Consider the following 15,631-nt stretch of genomic DNA (forward strand, 5'->3'; position numbering starts at 1 on the left):
CCACCGCGGGCCGCCGGCCGCCCCCCCCCCGGCCCCCGCCCCGCCCGCCGCGCCCCGCCCCCCCCCCCCCCCCCCCCCCCCCCCCCCCCCCCCCCCACTACATTGGAATGCTGGTAACGCCTCTGTCGAGCATGGCTCGGCACTACAGGCACGCTTCAGCGCAGCTGTAGCTGCGCGGCGTCATCAACCTGCACGTGGGTCTGGTAGTAGTACTTGTCGCTGACGCGCCTGCCATCGGCAACGAAGGCGATTCGCACCATCCGCGCCGTACCCCGCACCAGGATCGCGTGCCCCTTCAAGGCTGCGCCTGGATCAGCCCCGTACTGCGCCACCATCTCCTGAAGTGCATCGGGCGCGACGCTGATGCTGAGGTTGCGCGGATCGCGGTAATCCAGCTGGGAGTTCAGGAACAACCTGCCATCAGCATTACCACTGGTTCGCACTGTCAGCGCGAACACCCCATCCACACCGCGCTGCGGGCCGGCCGCAGCCGCCAGCTGCACCGCCATGGAGGGATCCACCCATGTACTGCTACGTCCGACGTCACCACATCCCACCAAGCTCATTGATAGAGCTGACATCAACAACAGACCTCGCATGCTCGACTCCTTGTCAGCTCATGAGCATTGATTGAAGCCCAGCATTAGCGATGAGTGCAAGAGACAACACCGCTGTACCTGTAGGAGCGGCGTAAGCCGCGAAGCCACTGCAACAGCAGCGGCAACATGGCTTGTGATTGCGATCAATCCGTTCACCAGCTTCGCGCCTGACGCGGCTCCTACACGGCGAACAGCGCCAGCTCCAGGCCAACCCACGCCAGGAACGCGACGAACAGCACCGCGCCTTCGCCACGGCTGACCTTCAGGTCGCCGCGCAGCATCGGGTACAACATCAGCACGAACACGATCGCTGCCGGCAATTCGAGCCGCACGAACGAGGCCGGTAACGGCATCGGCCGCAGTGCCGCCATGCCACCAATCACCACCAGCACGTTGAACAGGCTGGAGCCGATCACGTGGCCCACCACCATGTCGCCCTGGCCGCGCCGTGCAGCGGCAATGGCTGCGGCGACTTCCGGCAACGCGGTGCCGATGGCGACGGGCAACAACCCCGCCAGCAACGGCGACATACCCCAGCCAGCGCCGATCACCGGTGCTGCCTGCACCACGAAGCGCGCGCCGTAGTACAGCACCACTGCGGCGATGACGAGACGGATGATGTTGAGCCCGAGCACCGTGCGGGTGGTTGCGTAATTGATGATGCTTTCCTGCAGCTCCGCCGGCTCATGCCGTGCACGCTTCAGCAAGAACACCAACGCACCGACAAAGCCCAGCAGCAACACGATGCCTTCAATGCGGCTGATCGCCCCATCCAGTCCGAACACGATCAAGGCCAGCGTCGCCACCGCCAGCAGCACCAGCAAGGGCGACAGCAGGCGCGTGCGCACCACCAGCGGGAACGCCAGCGCAGCCAGGCCCAGGGTCAGGCCGACATTGACGATATTGCTGCCGACCGCATTACCCAGCGCCAGCTCCTGCGCACCGACGGCGAAGGCGCGGGCATTGACCACCAGCTCCGGCAACGAGGTGCCGAAGGCCACCAGCAACAAGCCGGCGACGAAGGGCGAGGCACCGAAGCGCTGGGCCAGGCCGGAGGCGGCCTTGACGATGGAGTCACCGCCCAGGGCCAGCAGCACCAGCCCCAGTACAAACCATGCGATAGCTTCGAACATTGCGCCTCCCTCCCCTGCAGTGATGACGGCGGTGCCCGGAGCATACCGGCGCTACTGCCTATGACCGGCGCAGCGTATCAGCCACAGCCTTCCACGTAATCCACCTGCGGCGGCAGGCCTACGCGCCAGATCGTGGCCTTGCCGTCGGCGCCCAATTCGAACACCAGCACGCCTTGGCTGCCGTCCGTTGCCGGCACCCGCAGCACCTTGCCGCCTTCCACGTACTTGTGCGGCTGCAGCGGCTCGGCCTGCGGGTAAAGCGCCTGCAGCTGGGCCAGATCCATGCCGATCTTGCCGCCGCCCGGCGCGGCGGTATCGCCCCCGCGCACGTCGTAGCGGACGAACTTGCCGCCTTCCAGCATGAAGAACGGCCCGCCCTCACTGTGCGCGGCCGGCGACAGGTAATAGCAGCCACCATCGGCCGCGGCATCACCCTGCAGTTCACCCGTCCACGCCGTGCGCAGCTGCTCGGCATCGATGCCCAGCTGGGCGGCGCCATAGCCCTGCCAATCGGCGTCGCTGCTTGCCGCGGGCGCGGAACTGCCAGGGCTTGGCGCTGGCACCGGAGCTGCAGCAGGTTCGGCAGCTACCGGCTCGGCCGGCGGGGTGCGCTGGCAGGCCACCAGCAGCACGGCAAACAGGGACATCGGCAGGGCAATACGCTTCATGCAGCAGCTCCGGGCGGGTTTGCGGCCGAGTCTAGCGACAACCGTGTCCGGCCAGCGCGAAGACAGACTTGTCATCGTGGTTTCACCTGACAGCGACAGGCTGGGCGCCTACGTCGCCCGTGCCCAACGCCCATGCAACCGCACAAGACCGAACTTGGCCACACCGTGCTGCAGACGCACCGCGCCGCGCTGGACCTGCGCCAGCGGCGGGCGTTGATCCTGTGCGACGGCAAGCGCAACCTCGCCGAACTGAGCGGCATGCTCGGCAATGATGTGCCCGAGCTGATCGCGCAGCTGCAGCGCGACGGTTATCTGCAAGTGGATGTCGCGCCTGCTTCTACGTCAGTCGCGCCCTCTCAGGCCACACCAGCTCCCGTGCCGATTGCGGCAGCAGCCGCACCTGCCTCGGCACCAACGCAGGCGCCCGTTGAACGGCGGCGCTCAATGGTCGCTGCACGCATCTATGTGTTGGATATCCTCGCCCTGCAGCGCAATCCCACCGCTGCGCAACTGCATAAGCTGCTGCAGGCAGCGCGCGAGGAAGGCGATACCGTGCAGGCACTGAAGCTGGCGCTCAGCCATCTGCCGGCAATGACTTCCGATGGTTACACCCAGCGCGTGCGTGGGCGCCTGCAGGAAGTGCTGCCGGAGGCACATCTGACAGCGGTGCTGGAGCCAGCACCGCTGCCGGCATGAATCAGCCCTTGGGCGGGGTGAAATTGTTGCGCAGCCCGCTCCAGCAGGCCTGGTAGCCGCGCTGGCGGTGCGCAGCGTCCATCGCCTGCTCGGTCGGGCAGATCACGCCACGGGTTTCGAACATGAAGGCCATGGTGTCGCTGATCACGTCTGGCTTGGACAGGTCAGCGTGCGAGGCCTTGTCGAAGGTGGCCGCATCCGGACCATGACCAGTCATGCAGTTGTGCATGGACGCACCGCCCGGCACGAAGCCTTCGGCCTTGGCGTCGTAGGCACCGTGAATCAGGCCCATGAACTCGCTGGCGATGTTGCGGTGGAACCACGGCGGACGGAAGGTGTTCTGCGCCACCAGCCAACGCGGCGGGAAGATCACGAAATCCAGATTGCTGGTGCCCGCGGTGTCGCTGGCCGAATGCAGCACCAGGAAGATCGACGGATCCGGGTGGTCGTAGCTGATCGAGCCGATGGTATTGAAGTGGCGCAGGTCGTAACGGTACGGCGCGTAGTTGCCATGCCAGCCGACCACGTCGAGCGGCGAATGACCGATGTCGGCGCGCCACAGGCGGCCCTGGAACTTGGCGACCAGTTCGAACTGGCCGTCGAGGTTTTCATAGGCGGCGACTGGCGTTTCGAAGTCACGCGGGTTGGCCAGGCCATTGCTGCCGATCGGGCCGAGGTCGGGCAGCTTCAACAGCGCACCGAAGTTCTCGCAGACATAGCCACGCGCCTGCCCGTCCAGCAGCTCGACCGCGAAGCGCACGCCGCGCGGGATCACCGCGATCTGCTGCGGCTCGATCTCGATCACGCCCATCTCGGTGCGCAGGCGCAGGCGGCCCAGCTGCGGCACGATCAGCAGTTCGCCGTCGGCGTTGTAGAAATAGCGGCCGCGCATGTCGGCGTTGGCGGCGTACAGATGGATGCCGGCGCCGGTATGCGCTTCGGCCGAGCCGTTGCCGCCCATTGTGTACAGGCCATCGATGAAGTCGGTGGGTTCGGTGGGCAGCGGCAGCGGGTCCCAGCGCAGCTGGTTGGGCGATGCAGCGGCTTTGCTGAAATCGCTGTGCAGGCGTGGCTGCTCGAACGGGGTGAACTCACCGTGCATCGCCGCCGGGCGGATGCGGTACAGCCAGCTGCGGCGGTTGCTGCCGCGCGGCGCGGTGAAGGCGGTGCCGGTCAGCTGCTCGGCGTACAGCCCGTGCGCCACCTGCTGCGGCGAATTGCGACCCACCGGCAAGGTGCCGGGCACAGCCTCGGTGGCGAACTCATTGCCGAAGCCTGATTGATAAGCGTTGCTGACCATGGTGACGGCCTATGTTCTGCGATTGAGCCCCTCTCCCGCCTGCGGGAGAGGGGTTGGGGTGAGGGGAGCTTTTGACTTGATCCTAAGGCAACTGGCGACCTGGGTGCGGCGGAAATCAACAGCAACTGCAAGAGCTTGCCCTCACCCCAACCCCTCTCCCGCAAGCGGGAGAGGGGCTTTGAGCAAAGGCTTCAAGCAAATGCCTCAAGCAAAGGCTTCAAGCAAATGCCTCAAGCAAATGCCTCAAGCAAATGCCTCAAGCAAAGCGCTTACAGCACACCACGGTCCATCTGGTCGCGCTCGATGCTTTCAAACAAGGCCTGGAAATTGCCTTCGCCAAAACCTTCATTGCCCTTGCGCTGGATGATCTCGAAGAAGATCGGGCCGATGCAGTTCTTGGTGAAGATCTGCAGCAGCTTGCGCTGCTTGGTTTCCGGATCGGCGTCGATCAGGATCTTGTTCTTGCGCAGACGCTCGACGTCTTCGCCATTGTTCGGAATGCGCAGGTCGACCACGTCGAAGTAGGTGTCCGGCGTATCCAGGAAATCAATGCCCTGCGCACGCATCGCTTCGACGGTGTCGTAGATGTTGTCGGTGAAGCAGGCGATGTGCTGGATGCCCTCGCCCTTGTAGGCATCGAGGTATTCGTTGATCTGACTCTTCGGGTCGGAGGACTCGTTGAGCGGGATGCGCACGACGCCATCCGGCGCGGTCATCGCCTTGGACACCAGGCCGGTCTTTGCGCCCTTGATGTCGAAGTAGCGGATCTCGCGGAAGTTGAACAGGCGCTCGTAATAGTCCGACCACTGCTGCATGTTGCCCAGGTACAGGTTGTGGGTCAGGTGGTCGATGAAGGTCAGGCCGAAGCCGACCGGGTTCTGCTCGGCGCCTTCGATCGGCTCGTAGTCGGCGTCGTAGATGCTTTCGGCACCGCCGTAACGATCCACCAGGTACAGCATGCAATCGCCGATGCCCTTGATCACCGGCGCCGGTACGGCGCGGGTCTCGGCCAGCAGATCCACTTCCTCGGCACCGTTGCCCAGGGCCATGGCAAGCACTTCGTCAGCCGGCTTCTGGAAGCGGATGGCGAAGCCGCAGGCGCTCGGGCCGTGCTTGGCGGCGAAGTCGGCAGCGAACGAATTCGGCTCCTCGTTCACAAGAAAGTTGACGCCGCCTTGACGGTAGACGGTAATAGCACGCTGCCGGTGGCGGAGGACGGCTGTGAACCCCATGTTCTTGAAGTAAGCGTGCAGCTGGGCAGCCTGCCCCGCCGGTGCGCCGAATTCGACGAACTCAAAACCATCGATGCCCATCGGGTTTTCAAAGGTGGTGACCTGCATGCCCAGGTTGGGCGCGTTGGATGCAGTAGGGGTATTCATGGGTTGCCTCCGGAAGCATGGCGGTCGCCGGGGTACCGGCGATGAAAACAGGAAGATCCGCCGCAAAAAGCGGGTCTGGACCGAAGGTTATAGTTTCACATGAAACCACCATCAAGGTGCACTGCAGCATGAGCTCTTCCGATTACAGCAAGTCCACCAGCATCCGCGCCTCGCACGTGTTGCTGGATCTTGAGCAGTTCCTGCCTTACCGCATCAGCGTGTTGTCCAACCGGGTCAGCGCCAACATCGCCCGGCTGTACGGCGAGCGCTATGGCCTGGCCATTCCCGAATGGCGTGTGATCACCATCCTGGCGCTGTATCCGGGCTCCTCGGCCAGTGAAGTGTCCGAGCGCACGGCAATGGACAAGGTGGCCGTCAGCCGCGCCGTGGCGCGTCTGCTGGAGCGCGGTTTCATCAAACGCGAGACCCATGGCGATGACCGTCGCCGCTCGGTGCTGGCGCTTTCTGCCGCAGGCTTCGAGGTCTACGAGACCATCGCGCCGATGGTGATCGAGATGGAACGGCGCCTGATGTCGGCGCTCACCGAGGACGAGGAACAGGTGCTCGAACGCCTGATCACGCGCTTGGCCGATGCCGGTCTGCAGCGCATGAACGAGGGTTGATCGTCGCCGACGATCAACTCAGGTGCTTGCGCCGCGCATAGATCCACGGCGCGGCAAGGGCCGCGATCGCACCACCTGCAAAACCCAATGCCGCCGCCACCGCCGCCGCTTCCACGCGGCCGGGCAAAGCCAATGCTGCAAGCAGCAACAGGCCGGCCGGCAGACCGATGAACGAGGTCAGGAAGAACCGCCAGCGCGGCACCCAGGTGTGCAGCTGCATCAGGCTGGCGCCGGTCCAGGCATCGTTGGCTTGGTCACGTCTGATTTTGTCCACAAGCTTGACCAGATCGACTTCGGCCGTGCCTTTACCCATACGTGCCAACGCCAGCTCTGCGCCAACTTCGGCCGGTGCCGGCCAGTTGGACGGCCATGCTTCTGGCGCAGCAACGCCATAAGCAGTCAACAGCGGCAGTGACAAGGCGGGCACCGGCAGCGCGCGCAGTCGACGCTTGTCCATCACGCACCAGAATTGGGTCAGGCCGTCGTTGTTGACCTGGTAGAGCGCCAGCTGTTCCGGCGCCGGGTACGGCAAGGCGGTCACCCGTGCTGCCATCGATTCAACGCCCATCGCGCGCAGAAAACCGACGCGGCTGCGGCCGGATTGCGCCCAGCCCAGGCCCAACGGCGACAGCAGCATGACCTCGGCGTGATCGCTGACGCCGCTGTTGGCGCGCTCATCGCTGGCCAGAAAGGCCGACAAGGAATTGGGTTCGGCCACATCGGGCTTGCCCCAGCGCTGCGAATGACCGAGCAGGAACTTCAACGGCACCCGTGCCGCAACAGTCTCGCCGCGTACGCTGTCGGAGGCGAACGGCACCACGCTGGCGACAAACGCGCGCAGTTCATTGCCGGGCGATGCACTCCACTCCGGCGGCAGCAGACCGGCTAGCAAGCCGTTGCGGGTCAGCTGATCGATCTGTTCTTTCTGCTCCACCAGCCGGGTGACGGCCGACTGCAACATGATGTTGGGCGGCACTGCGGCCTGCGGCAGCCGGTAGCGCGGCGGTGGCGTGGACTCTTCCGGCGCGGAGCTTTCGTCCAGCAGTTCGTCCACCGTAGGCAGGCTGGTACCGGACAGATCCTGTTCGGCGGTCGCGACGGCGTTGGAATCAGAGCTGGCAGCTGGCTGCATGATGAGTGAGGGCAAGGAGCCGAATGCAGAGGGATTGATTCGTTAGCGGCCGCACACAGAAAAAATGAACCCGCCCCATAAACCCAGGTAGTGCCGAGCCATGCTCGGCAGGGGCTCTACCGACAATGCCCTGTAGTGCCGAACCATGCTCGGCAAGAGCCTTATCGACGGCGGCTGGTACGTGCATGAAGCCCCTTGCCGAGCATGGCTCGGCACTACAGTGAAGCCAAAAAAAACGGCGCCTTTCGGCACCGTTTTCGTTCAACCACTTCGCAAGCTTATTTCGCCGGCGGCGCCCATGCTTTGAGGAAGGCGTCGAACTTGGCGCGGTCGTAACCCTTGCCCTTCTCCAGATCGCCAGTGAACTGCGAATGCAGCAGCTGACCTTCGGCATCCAGCACGAACAGGTGCGGGTAACCCTTGATCTCGGGGAAGCGCGCGAGGAACTCGGCGTTCTCGTTCTCTTCGCTGTAGTTGACCTTCATCCACACGTAGTTGGCATCGCGGAAGCGGCGCAGCTCCGAATCACCTTCCATGAAGGCGTCCAGCAGATGGCACCAGGAGCACCACTCGCCGCCCACGTCCAGGATGATCCGCTTGCCGCCACGCTGGGCCTCGACCTTGGCCGTTTCCAGATCCGCGACCGGATCGCGGGCCGGGTCGAACTGCGCGTTGAGCCCAGCCACCGCAGCGATATCCGCTGCGGTGGGGGTATTGCCCGATGCCACCGGTTGGCTGGTATCAGCCACCGGCGCCTTCTGTTCGGACGTATCCAGCGGCTGCACCTTTTCAGGCTTGGCGGCGGGCGGTTGATTGCAGCCAGCCAGCGCCACGGTGAGCAACAGGGGAAGCATTCCGAACAGCAGTTTCATCGCCTAACTCCTTACTTCACGCCGTGCATGAGCTTGTTGATCAGCGGAGCGACCAGGAACAGCACCACGCCCGAACCCACCAGGGCCCAGAAGCCGAAGGTGTAACCGGACTGCGCCGATGCCACGGTCATGCCGCCTTCGCCGCTGACCTTGCCGGCAAAGATACCGGCCAGATTGTTACCGATGGCGATCGACAGGAACCAGCAACCCATTGCCATGCCGGCCAGACGGGTCGGCGCCAGCTTGGTGGTCATCGACAGGCCGATCGGCGACAGACACAGCTCACCGATGGACTGGATCACGTAGACCGCAAACAGGGTCCAGAACGGGATCTTGCCGGCGTCGTTGACCATGCTCGACAGGGCCACCATCAGCAGCAGGAACGCCAGGCCATTGAACACCAGGCCCAGGCCGAACTTGCGCGGGATGGACGGATTGCTCTTGCCCATCTTGACCCACATCCAGGCCATGATCGGCGCACAGACGATGATGGCCACCGAGTTCACCGACTGGAACCACTCCAGCGGGAAGGTCCAGCTGCCGAATTCGCGGTTGACGATCTTGTCGGCAAGGAAGGTGAACGAGCTGCCGGCCTGTTCGAAGAACATCCAGAACAGCACGTTGAACACGAAGATCACCAGCATGGCGATCACCTTGTCACGCGCGACCGAACCACTGCGGATGCCTTCGACCAGCAGCATCACTGCCGGCACGATGAACAGCGTCATCAGGATCGCCTGCAGCGCATTGGCATCGATGGTCAGCAGGAAGTAGAACACCGGAATGCCGACCAGCAGGCCCAGCGCGGCAACCAAGGCGACGCGGCTCAGGCTCTTTTGACCTTCTTCCGGCAGGCCAATGCCCTTCAACTGCGCGCGGCCAAACCAGAACCAGATCAGGCTGGCCACCATGCCGATACCCGAGGCGATGAACACCCACTGGTAGTGCGGGTCCTGCTCGGTGCCGAATACCATCTTGGCCAGCGCACCGGTGATGACCGGGGCCAGCAGCGCACCGATGTTGATGCCCATGTAGAAGATGGTGAAACCGGCATCGCGGCGTGCGTCACCCTGCACGTACAGCTTGCCCACCATGGTCGAAATGATCGGTTTGAACAGGCCATTGCCGACGATGATCGTGGCCAGGCCCAACTTGAAGATCACTTCACTGGGCGAGACCAGCATGAACAGGCCGACGGCCATGAACAGCGCGCCGAGCAGGATCGAGCGCTGGAAGCCGACCAGCTTGTCAGCGACGTAACCGCCGAAGATCGCGCCTGCGTACACCAGCGCCAGATAGGCGCCATAGAGCTCGGCCGCCGGCTTTTCGCCCGACGCCAAGCCACCCTGGAACTGGGCAACGATGTACAGCACCATGGCCCAACGAATGCCGTAGAACGCAAAGCGCTCCCAGAATTCGGCCATGAACAGCATCCACAAAGGCTTTGGATGGCCGAGGATGGTCTTGAACTCCGGCACGGGCGCCGGGGTTGGTTCGGAATTCGGCGCGGCAGCGCTCATGCGGTGTCCCCTGATGATTCGTTGGGTAAGTAATGCGAACAAGTCGGCCGGAACCGGCGCGACGGGCGAGGATCACAGAAGCGTCGGCTTCACGTCAAATACATACTGCTGCAACCAACTGCTGCGCCAGGCTTGGGCCAGGCTCTCCGAGCCCAGCCCATGCTGCAGCGCAAGCCGCTGAATAGGCTGAGTTTTCAACCCCAACAAGGGCTCAGGCGTCGCCGCGGATAGTCGTACGCACTTCGAACAGCTCGGGGAAGAAGGTCAGCTCCAGCGCCTGCCGCAGGAAGCCCACGCCGCTGGAACCGCCGGTACCGCGCTTGAAACCGATGACTCGCATCACCGTGCGCATGTGGCGGAAGCGCCACAGCTGGAACTGGGTTTCCAGGTCCACCAGGTCCTCGCACAACGAATACTCACGCCAATAGCGGTCGGTGTCCTGATAGATGTTCTCGAAGACCTGGCGCAGCGCCGGGTCGCTGATATGCGACTGGGTCCAGTCGTGGTCTTCGTACGCGGCCGGGATGGCGTGGCCGAAGCGCGTCAGGTAGGCCAGGAACTCCTCATACAGGCTGGGCGCTTCCAGCACCTCACGCAGTTGCGCCTGCCCTTCCGGGTCGTGTGCGAACACGTTGAGCATGTCGGCGTTCTTGTTGCCGAGCAGGAATTCGATATAGCGGTACTGCAGCGACTGGAAGCCCGAAGACGGGCCCAGCACATCGCGGAAGCCCATGTATTCGGAAGGGGTGAGGGTCTCCAGCACTGCCCATTGCTCGGTCAGCAGGCGCAACACCTGCTTGGCCCGGGCCAGCACCTTGCGGCACTGCCAGACCTCGTCGCGCTGCATATGGCCGCGGGCAGCGCGCAGCTCATGGCCGAGCAGCTTGAGCCACAGCTCCGAGGTCTGGTGCTGGATGATGAACAGCATTTCGTCGTGGTGCGGCGGGTTGGACAGCGGCTGCTGGGCCGTCAGCAGCTGGTCCAGGCGCAGATAGCCGCCGTAGGTGAGCCGGCCCTGCAGGTCGGTATGGATACCGGCTTCGAGCTCACGCTGGTTCTTTTCTACGGTCATCGGCCTGGCCATCTAAGGGGGCGGCAAGGGTAACGCAGCGTTGGACCTTCTGTAGTGCCGACCCATGGTCGGCAGAGGCATTACCGCTGAAGCCCCTGCCGACCATGGGTCGGCACTACGCCCCCTCCCTTTGCCGAAGGCAAGGGGAGGGTTGGGGAGGGGTGCCCTGGCTCTGGCTCCTGCGCAAACGGAATCGAAACACGCGCAAACCCCAGCGGCGCGACAATGTGCCGTTCCTGCTGTCACAGACTGAATACGTTGTAATTGCTCGCCCGAGTCGAGTTCCGCGGAACAAACCTGGCCTGTACCCGGTCAGTCTTGTTGCGGCGCAGGACGGCTTTTTCGGACTGAGTCCTTACCATGCGTAATTCCTATCATTTGAAACCATCTGTCTAAGGTGTTGCTGCAATGACGGTTTCCGCCCAGTTCCAAATCGATTACCTGCAGTACCTGGATGCCGAAGGCAACCTGGTACGTGACGATCTCCCCGCCTCGCTGCGTGACCCACGCTCGCTGCTGCCGATGTTCAAGCAGATGCTGGCCACGCGGGTGTTCGACACCAAGTCCGTGGCGCTGCAGCGCACCGGCAAGCTCGGCACCTTTGCCTCCTGCCTGGGCCATGAAGCGGCCCACGTCGGCATCGGCGCGGCCATGAAGAGCGGCGACGTGTTCGCCCCCAGCTACCGCGAGTACGGCGCCATGTTCATGCGCGGCGTGCGCCCGCGTGACGTCCTGATGTACTGGGGCGGCGACGAGCGCGGCAGCGACTACGACCGCGAGAGCGATGCGGTCCGCGATTTCCCGATCTGCGTGCCAATCTCGACCCAGTGCCTGCATGCGGCCGGCTCGGCGCTGTCGTTCAAGCTGCGCAACATGCCGCAGGTTGCAGTCACCGTCTGCGGTGATGGCGGCAGCTCCAAGACCGACTTCTACGCCGCGGTGAACTCGGCCGGCGCCTACAAGCTGCCGCTGATCCTGTGCGTGGTGAACAACGGCTGGGCCATCTCGGTGCCGCGTTCGGCCCAGACCGGCGCTGAAACCCTGGCCCAGAAGGGCCTGGCCGGCGGCCTGTTCTGCCTGCAGGTGGACGGCAACGACCTGATCGCCGTGATGGCGGCGATGGAACAGGCACGCGAGCGTGCGCTGTCCGGCCAGGGCGGCACGGTGCTGGAATTCCTCACCTATCGCCTGTCCGACCACACCACCGCCGACGACGCGCGCCGCTACCGCGACGACGCCGAAGTGAAATCGGCCTGGTTGAAGGAACCGCTGATCCGCCTGCGCAAGTACCTCACCGCGCATGGCGTATGGAGCGAAGAAGAAGAAAAGAACTGGATCGCCGAATGCGGCACCCGCGTCGACGAGGAGGTCAACGCCTACCTCAACTGCCCGGTGCAGCCGGTCGAGGCCATGTTCGACTATCTGTATGCCGATCCGCCGCCGGACCTGCTGGCGCAGCGTGCTGCTGCCATCGCTCTGGAGCAGCGTCATGGATGACATCAAGCGCAATGCGCCTGTCACCTCGGCCAGCCACGATCACGGCGTCGCGCACAGCGCGGCGAGCAACAGCGGAGACACCCCGATGACAGCTACCCCGATCACCCTCATCGAAGCCGTCACCCAGGCGCTTGCCTGGGAAATGGAACACGACCCCTCGGTGCTGGTGCTGGGCGAAGACGTGGGCGTCAACGGCGGCGTGTTCCGCGCTACTGCCGGCCTGCAACAGCGCTTCGGCTCGCAGCGCGTGCTCGATACCCCGCTGGATGAAACCACCATCGCCGGCCTCACCGTCGGCCTGGCCGCACAGGGCATGAAGCCGGTGGCCGAAGCCCAGTTCGACGGCTTCGTCTACCCGATGGTCGATCACCTGATCTGCCACGCCGCACGCCTGCGCAACCGCACGCGTGGCCGCCTGCATTGCCCGATGGTGCTGCGCGTGCCGTGGGGCGGTGGCATCCGCGCACCGGAACACCACAGCGAAGCCAACGAAGCCATCTTCACCAATGTGCCGGGCATGCGCGTGGTGCTGCCGTCCAGCCCGCAGCGCGCTTACGGCCTGCTGCTGGCCGCGATCCGCGAGCCGGATCCGGTGATCTACATGGAGCCCAAGCGCATCTACCGCCAGTACAAGGAAGTGGTCGTCGATGATGGCGAAGCACTGCCGCTGGACGTGTGCTTCGTGCTGCGTGACGGCACCGACGTGACCCTGGTCACCTGGGGTGCGCAGGTCAAGGAAGCACTGGAAGCCGCCGACAAGCTGGCCGGTGAAGGCATCAGTGCCGAAGTCATCGACGTGGCCACGCTGCGTCCGCTGGACTTCGCCACCATCGCCGAGTCGGTGGCCAAGACCGGCCGCTGCGTGATCGTGCAGGAAGCGCCGAAGACCGCTGGTTTTGGTGCCGAAATCGCCGCACGTCTGGCCGAGGAATCGATCTACGACCTGCTGGCACCGATCGAGCGCGTTGCCGGTTATGACACCCACATCCCGCTGTTCCGCCTGGAAATGAAGTATCTGCCAAGCGTTGAGCGGATTGTGACCGCCGCCAAGCGCGCGGTCGCGGCGGGCTGACATGCTGGCACGTTTGATTGGCAGCTACCGCAGCCAATACCGCAACCCCCTGCAGTTCCGTACCGGGCAGATTGTCGAGCTCGGTGTCCGCGACGAAGAATGGCCGGCCTTCGCCTGGGTGAAAACCAGCGAAGGAAGCGCCGGCTGGGCGCCGGTGGCCTGGCTGCAGGTATTGGACAATGGCTGTGCCGAAGCGCTGCGTGACTACAGCGCACGCGAGCTGGACGTTGACCGCGGGGAGCAGGTAAGGCTGCATCACGAACATGGTGGCTGGTGGTGGTCCGAGCGCGCCGATGGCGCGCAGGGCTGGCTGCCGGCACGCGAACTTGAATTGCTGGAAGAGAAACTCACATGAGCCAGACCAAGAATTTCAACCTGCCCGATCTGGGTGAAGGCCTGCCGGACGCGACCATCGTTGAGTGGTTCGTCAAGGAAGGCGACGTGATCAAGCTCGACGAGCCGCTGGTGGCAATGGAAACCGCCAAGGCCGTGGTCGAAGTGCCCTCGCCGTACTCCGGCAAGGTACTGAAGCTGGCCGGCCCCGCTGGTGACATCGTGGTGACCGGCCACGTGCTGGCCAGTTTCGAGCTCGACCCCAATCTGCCGCAGCGCGCCGAAGGCCAGGACACCGGCCATCACCACGGCGCCCCGGCCGAAGCTGCGCCCGCGCCAGTCGCCGCTCCGGCACCGGTAGCCGCCGCTGCCACCGAACGTGCCGACGAAGGCACCGTGGTGGGCGCGATGGTCAGCTCCAATGCCGTGCACACCGAACAAGCCGTGGCCGTCGGTGGCGTCAAGGCAGTGCCAGCCGTGCGTGCGATGGCACGCAAACTCGGCGTCGACCTGAGCCGCGTGCGCGCCACCGGCGCCGACGGCGCGGTGACGATGAATGATGTGAAGCAGGCGGCAGCCGATGGCACCGCACGCGTGGGCTCAGCGCCTGCTGCAGCGGTACATGCTCCGTCACCTCTCCCGCAAGCGGGAGAGGTCGGCGCGCACAGCGCGCCGGGTGAGGGCGCTCTTCGCGCAAGCGCCGCCCGCACCCCGCTGTCTGCTGCTGGCAAGCCGATGCGCACCGCTCCTCCGGGCGTGGTCGCCAAGGGCCAGCCGGAACCGCTCAAGGGCGTGCGCCGCAACATGGCGCGGGTGATGGCTGATGCGCACAGCAAGGTCGTACCGACCACGCTCAGCGACGATGCCGACATCCATGCCTGGGCACCGGGCAACGACATGACCTCGCGTCTGGTGCGCGCCATCGTCAGCGCCTGCCAGGCCGTGCCGGCAATGAATGCCTGGTTCGACGGTGACAACCTCACCCGTACCCTGCATGCCCAGGTCGACATCGGCATTGCGGTGGACACCGACGATGGTCTGTTCGTGCCGGCCCTGCGCAATGCCGACATGCTCGATGCACGCGGCGTACGCGAAGGCATCAACCGTCTGCGCCAGCAGGTGGAAGACCGCTCGATCGCACCGTCGGAGCTGAGCGGCTACACCATCAGCCTGTCCAACTTCGGCATGTTCGCCGGTCGCTATGCCACTCCGGTCGTTGTGCCGCCGTGCGTTGCCATCGTTGCCGCCGGCCGTGCGCGCTTCCAGGTCACCCCGGTGATGGGCGGCATTGAAACGCACAAGGTCATCCCGCTGTCGGTCACCTTCGATCACCGCGCCTGCACCGGCGGCGAAGCCGCGCGCTTCCTGCGTGTGCTGATTGACGATCTGGCCAAGATTCACTGATAGTTTTTTAGTAGCGTTATTTGAGGCCCGCAGCGATGCGGGCCTTTTTTTGCTTGGCGTTTGCTTTGGGTTTGCTTGTGCCTCGCTTTGGGTCTGCTTTGGGTTCGCTTGTTAGAAGCTTCCCCTCACCCCAACCCCTCTCCCGCACGCGGGAGAGGGGCTCAGTGCACTACGAGCCGCCGCAATCCTAGCCCCTCTCCCGCGCGCGGGAGAGGGGTTGGGGTGAGGGCAGCTCTTGCTTTAGATCTTTCGCCAAATCCCCACCAGCCAGAGAAACATCACCCCCATGTAACGCCAACCCACAATTCCAGCGCTAGGATTACCCCACCCA

15 protein-coding genes are annotated in these 15,631 nt (G+C 64.4%); 6 read left to right on the forward strand and 9 right to left on the reverse strand.

Annotation, left to right across the window (positions count from 1 at the left end):
* Nucleotides 1–155 precede the first annotated feature (155 nt).
* From ACVOLR_RS12560 to ACVOLR_RS12570, 3 genes are all read right to left on the reverse strand, one after another.
* On the reverse strand, nt 156–509 hold the full coding sequence (locus ACVOLR_RS12560) for a hypothetical protein (protein ID WP_481536721.1): 354 nt from the start codon (nt 507–509) through the stop codon (nt 156–158).
* Nucleotides 510–778: 269 nt separating this feature from the next.
* A complete protein-coding gene (locus ACVOLR_RS12565) occupies nt 779–1,732 on the reverse strand; it encodes a calcium/sodium antiporter (protein WP_481536722.1) in 954 nt (317 codons plus the stop codon).
* Nucleotides 1,733–1,809: 77 nt separating this feature from the next.
* Nucleotides 1,810–2,379 carry a lectin gene (locus ACVOLR_RS12570; RefSeq protein ID WP_481536770.1) on the reverse strand — a complete coding sequence of 190 codons (570 nt, stop codon included), beginning with the start codon at nt 2,377–2,379 and terminating at the stop codon, nt 1,810–1,812.
* 153 nt (nt 2,380–2,532) lie between these two features.
* On the opposite strand from ACVOLR_RS12570, the gene ACVOLR_RS12575 reads away from it, so the two are divergent.
* A complete protein-coding gene (locus ACVOLR_RS12575; protein WP_481536723.1) occupies nt 2,533–3,096 on the forward strand; it encodes a hypothetical protein in 564 nt (187 codons plus the stop codon).
* Between the two features lies 1 nt (nt 3,097).
* On the opposite strand, the gene hmgA is transcribed toward ACVOLR_RS12575, so the two are convergent.
* Entirely contained in the window at nt 3,098–4,396 is a 1,299-nt protein-coding gene (gene hmgA, locus ACVOLR_RS12580; RefSeq protein ID WP_481536724.1) for a homogentisate 1,2-dioxygenase, read from the reverse strand.
* A 269-nt stretch (nt 4,397–4,665) separates the two neighbouring features.
* Nucleotides 4,666–5,775 (reverse strand): 4-hydroxyphenylpyruvate dioxygenase, encoded by a 1,110-nt coding sequence (gene hppD, locus ACVOLR_RS12585; RefSeq protein ID WP_481536725.1) that lies wholly within the window; start codon nt 5,773–5,775, stop codon nt 4,666–4,668.
* Nucleotides 5,776–5,903: 128 nt separating this feature from the next.
* Between hppD and ACVOLR_RS12590 the strand changes: the two genes are divergently transcribed.
* Nucleotides 5,904–6,398: a MarR family winged helix-turn-helix transcriptional regulator gene (locus ACVOLR_RS12590; protein WP_481517892.1), complete on the forward strand. Its 495-nt coding sequence runs from the start codon at nt 5,904–5,906 to the stop codon at nt 6,396–6,398.
* A 13-nt stretch (nt 6,399–6,411) separates the two neighbouring features.
* Here the strand turns inward: ACVOLR_RS12590 and ACVOLR_RS12595 are convergent, their stop codons facing one another.
* The 4 genes from ACVOLR_RS12595 to ACVOLR_RS12610 form a co-directional block, all read right to left on the reverse strand.
* Nucleotides 6,412–7,545: a hypothetical protein gene (locus ACVOLR_RS12595; RefSeq protein WP_481536726.1), complete on the reverse strand. Its 1,134-nt coding sequence runs from the start codon at nt 7,543–7,545 to the stop codon at nt 6,412–6,414.
* A gap of 263 nt (nt 7,546–7,808) precedes the next feature.
* Nucleotides 7,809–8,402 (reverse strand): thioredoxin family protein, encoded by a 594-nt coding sequence (locus ACVOLR_RS12600; RefSeq protein ID WP_481536727.1) that lies wholly within the window; start codon nt 8,400–8,402, stop codon nt 7,809–7,811.
* A gap of 11 nt (nt 8,403–8,413) precedes the next feature.
* Nucleotides 8,414–9,922 carry a peptide MFS transporter gene (locus ACVOLR_RS12605; protein WP_481536728.1) on the reverse strand — a complete coding sequence of 503 codons (1,509 nt, stop codon included), beginning with the start codon at nt 9,920–9,922 and terminating at the stop codon, nt 8,414–8,416.
* Nucleotides 9,923–10,133: 211 nt separating this feature from the next.
* A complete protein-coding gene (locus tag ACVOLR_RS12610) occupies nt 10,134–10,994 on the reverse strand; it encodes a tryptophan 2,3-dioxygenase (RefSeq protein WP_481536729.1) in 861 nt (286 codons plus the stop codon).
* 408 nt (nt 10,995–11,402) lie between these two features.
* On the opposite strand from ACVOLR_RS12610, the gene pdhA reads away from it, so the two are divergent.
* The 4 genes from pdhA to ACVOLR_RS12630 are packed head-to-tail and all read left to right on the forward strand — an operon-like array spanning nt 11,403 to nt 15,300.
* Nucleotides 11,403–12,491: a pyruvate dehydrogenase (acetyl-transferring) E1 component subunit alpha gene (pdhA, locus tag ACVOLR_RS12615; protein ID WP_481529720.1), complete on the forward strand. Its 1,089-nt coding sequence runs from the start codon at nt 11,403–11,405 to the stop codon at nt 12,489–12,491.
* Nucleotides 12,484–13,563 (forward strand): alpha-ketoacid dehydrogenase subunit beta, encoded by a 1,080-nt coding sequence (locus ACVOLR_RS12620; RefSeq protein WP_481536730.1) that lies wholly within the window; start codon nt 12,484–12,486, stop codon nt 13,561–13,563. Before pdhA ends, ACVOLR_RS12620 begins: the two co-directional genes overlap by 8 nt.
* Nucleotide 13,564: 1 nt before the next feature.
* Nucleotides 13,565–13,918, forward strand: a complete 354-nt coding sequence (locus ACVOLR_RS12625; RefSeq protein ID WP_481536731.1) for an SH3 domain-containing protein — start codon at nt 13,565–13,567, stop codon at nt 13,916–13,918.
* Nucleotides 13,915–15,300, forward strand: a complete 1,386-nt coding sequence (locus ACVOLR_RS12630) for a dihydrolipoamide acetyltransferase family protein (protein ID WP_481536732.1) — start codon at nt 13,915–13,917, stop codon at nt 15,298–15,300. The genes ACVOLR_RS12625 and ACVOLR_RS12630 overlap by 4 nt, the downstream gene beginning before the upstream one ends.
* Nucleotides 15,301–15,631 lie beyond the last annotated feature (331 nt).

It is taken from the genome of Stenotrophomonas sp. STEN030, assembly GCF_056759995.1.

What these genes read in the sequence shown, in the direction of transcription:
- ACVOLR_RS12560 (WP_481536721.1), bottom strand. Translation starts at nt 509, where the DNA reads ATGGCGGTGCAGCTGGCGGCTGCGGCCGGCCCGCAGCGCGGTGTGGAT.
- ACVOLR_RS12565 (WP_481536722.1), bottom strand. Translation starts at nt 1,732, where the DNA reads ATGTTCGAAGCTATCGCATGGTTTGTACTGGGGCTGGTGCTGCTGGCC.
- ACVOLR_RS12570 (WP_481536770.1), bottom strand. Translation starts at nt 2,379, where the DNA reads ATGTCCCTGTTTGCCGTGCTGCTGGTGGCCTGCCAGCGCACCCCGCCG.
- ACVOLR_RS12575 (WP_481536723.1), top strand. Translation starts at nt 2,533, where the DNA reads ATGCAACCGCACAAGACCGAACTTGGCCACACCGTGCTGCAGACGCAC.
- hmgA (WP_481536724.1), bottom strand. Translation starts at nt 4,396, where the DNA reads ATGGTCAGCAACGCTTATCAATCAGGCTTCGGCAATGAGTTCGCCACC.
- hppD (WP_481536725.1), bottom strand. Translation starts at nt 5,775, where the DNA reads ATGAATACCCCTACTGCATCCAACGCGCCCAACCTGGGCATGCAGGTC.
- ACVOLR_RS12590 (WP_481517892.1), top strand. Translation starts at nt 5,904, where the DNA reads ATGAGCTCTTCCGATTACAGCAAGTCCACCAGCATCCGCGCCTCGCAC.
- ACVOLR_RS12600 (WP_481536727.1), bottom strand. Translation starts at nt 8,402, where the DNA reads ATGAAACTGCTGTTCGGAATGCTTCCCCTGTTGCTCACCGTGGCGCTG.
- ACVOLR_RS12605 (WP_481536728.1), bottom strand. Translation starts at nt 9,922, where the DNA reads ATGAGCGCTGCCGCGCCGAATTCCGAACCAACCCCGGCGCCCGTGCCG.
- ACVOLR_RS12610 (WP_481536729.1), bottom strand. Translation starts at nt 10,994, where the DNA reads ATGACCGTAGAAAAGAACCAGCGTGAGCTCGAAGCCGGTATCCATACC.
- pdhA (WP_481529720.1), top strand. Translation starts at nt 11,403, where the DNA reads ATGACGGTTTCCGCCCAGTTCCAAATCGATTACCTGCAGTACCTGGAT.
- ACVOLR_RS12620 (WP_481536730.1), top strand. Translation starts at nt 12,484, where the DNA reads ATGGATGACATCAAGCGCAATGCGCCTGTCACCTCGGCCAGCCACGAT.
- ACVOLR_RS12625 (WP_481536731.1), top strand. Translation starts at nt 13,565, where the DNA reads ATGCTGGCACGTTTGATTGGCAGCTACCGCAGCCAATACCGCAACCCC.
- ACVOLR_RS12630 (WP_481536732.1), top strand. Translation starts at nt 13,915, where the DNA reads ATGAGCCAGACCAAGAATTTCAACCTGCCCGATCTGGGTGAAGGCCTG.